Annotated in this window: 1 protein-coding gene; it reads right to left on the bottom strand. The window is 55.9% G+C overall.

Going from position 1 to position 959, the window contains the following annotated elements; all coding sequences use genetic code 11:
• Positions 1-125: 125 nt before the first annotated feature.
• On the bottom strand, positions 126-314 hold the full coding sequence (locus P0D89_RS53455) for a hypothetical protein (RefSeq protein ID WP_408371294.1): 189 nt from the start codon (positions 312-314) through the stop codon (positions 126-128).
• Positions 315-959 lie beyond the last annotated feature (645 nt).

Below are 959 nucleotides of genomic sequence, written 5' to 3'. Positions count from 1 at the left end.
GATCGCCGCGTAGAAAAACTTGACTCGACTGCTACAAGATCAATTCAGTCAAGGAATCTAGGGTCGGAATGAAGCGGGTAAGGAACGCCTCAGCGCGAGGATGGAAGCGCTTGCCTCCTGACATCTCACTGCATGATTTCGCCGCTCCATCGATCACGGTTGGCCCAGAACGGACACTGCGTACATTTTTCACCTTCCGGGTAGTCAATGCCTTCCTCATGTGGGCAGCCGATGATGCGATCGACGGCCACCACCGATTTGGCACCGTGATGATCGATGAATCGAATGATTGCTTCGGTGACTTCTGGATCCATTCTCGCATCGGTTGTTTTGCAGAACCACCGCTCAACAGCGGTCCGCGTCAGCACCTTCGTGTGCGACGATGCCAACAGAGACCTTCGTCGCTCTCGTGTCGTCTGGCCCGTTGAAGGCAACCGTTGCCACCGGATAGCCACAGAAGCCTTTGCCACGCTTTTTCGCAAACTTGTCCCGGTACCACTGAGCCTTGAATGTCATGCCCCCTCCCTCGCATGCCTTGCCGGGTGACGTAAGCGGCGTCACCGAAGTACACAAAGCGTACCAGGTTTCTACGCCTTGACAGTCCACCCGACAAGCGAGTTCGGGAAGTAATGGCCCGCCATCGGCATCCCATCTCATATGACTCAGGTTTTGGTACCCTTTCATTGTGAGTCCTGTTTCTCTTGGCAGAATTCGGAAATTCACAGGGACCGCCGTGAAGGTTGAAGGTTGGTCAGCCGGCGGCAGAGCCCGGAGTCAACTTCCGTCAGTTAATACTTGGGAATGAGGTTGTCCTACAGCAGATGAAAAGACAGTTCACAAGACATGCGCAACGCAGCGGCCAGGTATGCCCCGGACGCCTGGTCCATCCCACAATTCGAGCGGACCCGGCGCAAATGGAGTTTCGGCCAGTTCGCACTGGGCCGGTGGGCCTGCTGGTT

This window comes from Paraburkholderia sp. RL18-085-BIA-A, from assembly GCF_046027075.1.
Taxonomy (GTDB): Bacteria; Pseudomonadota; Gammaproteobacteria; order Burkholderiales; family Burkholderiaceae; genus Paraburkholderia.
The sequence above is the reverse complement of the archived record's forward strand: the minus strand, read 5'-3'. Positions and strand labels throughout refer to the sequence as shown.

Excerpts from the sequence above, each read along its gene's own strand:
- P0D89_RS53455 (WP_408371294.1), bottom strand. The coding sequence starts at position 314 with ATGGATCCAGAAGTCACCGAAGCAATCATTCGATTCATCGATCATCAC.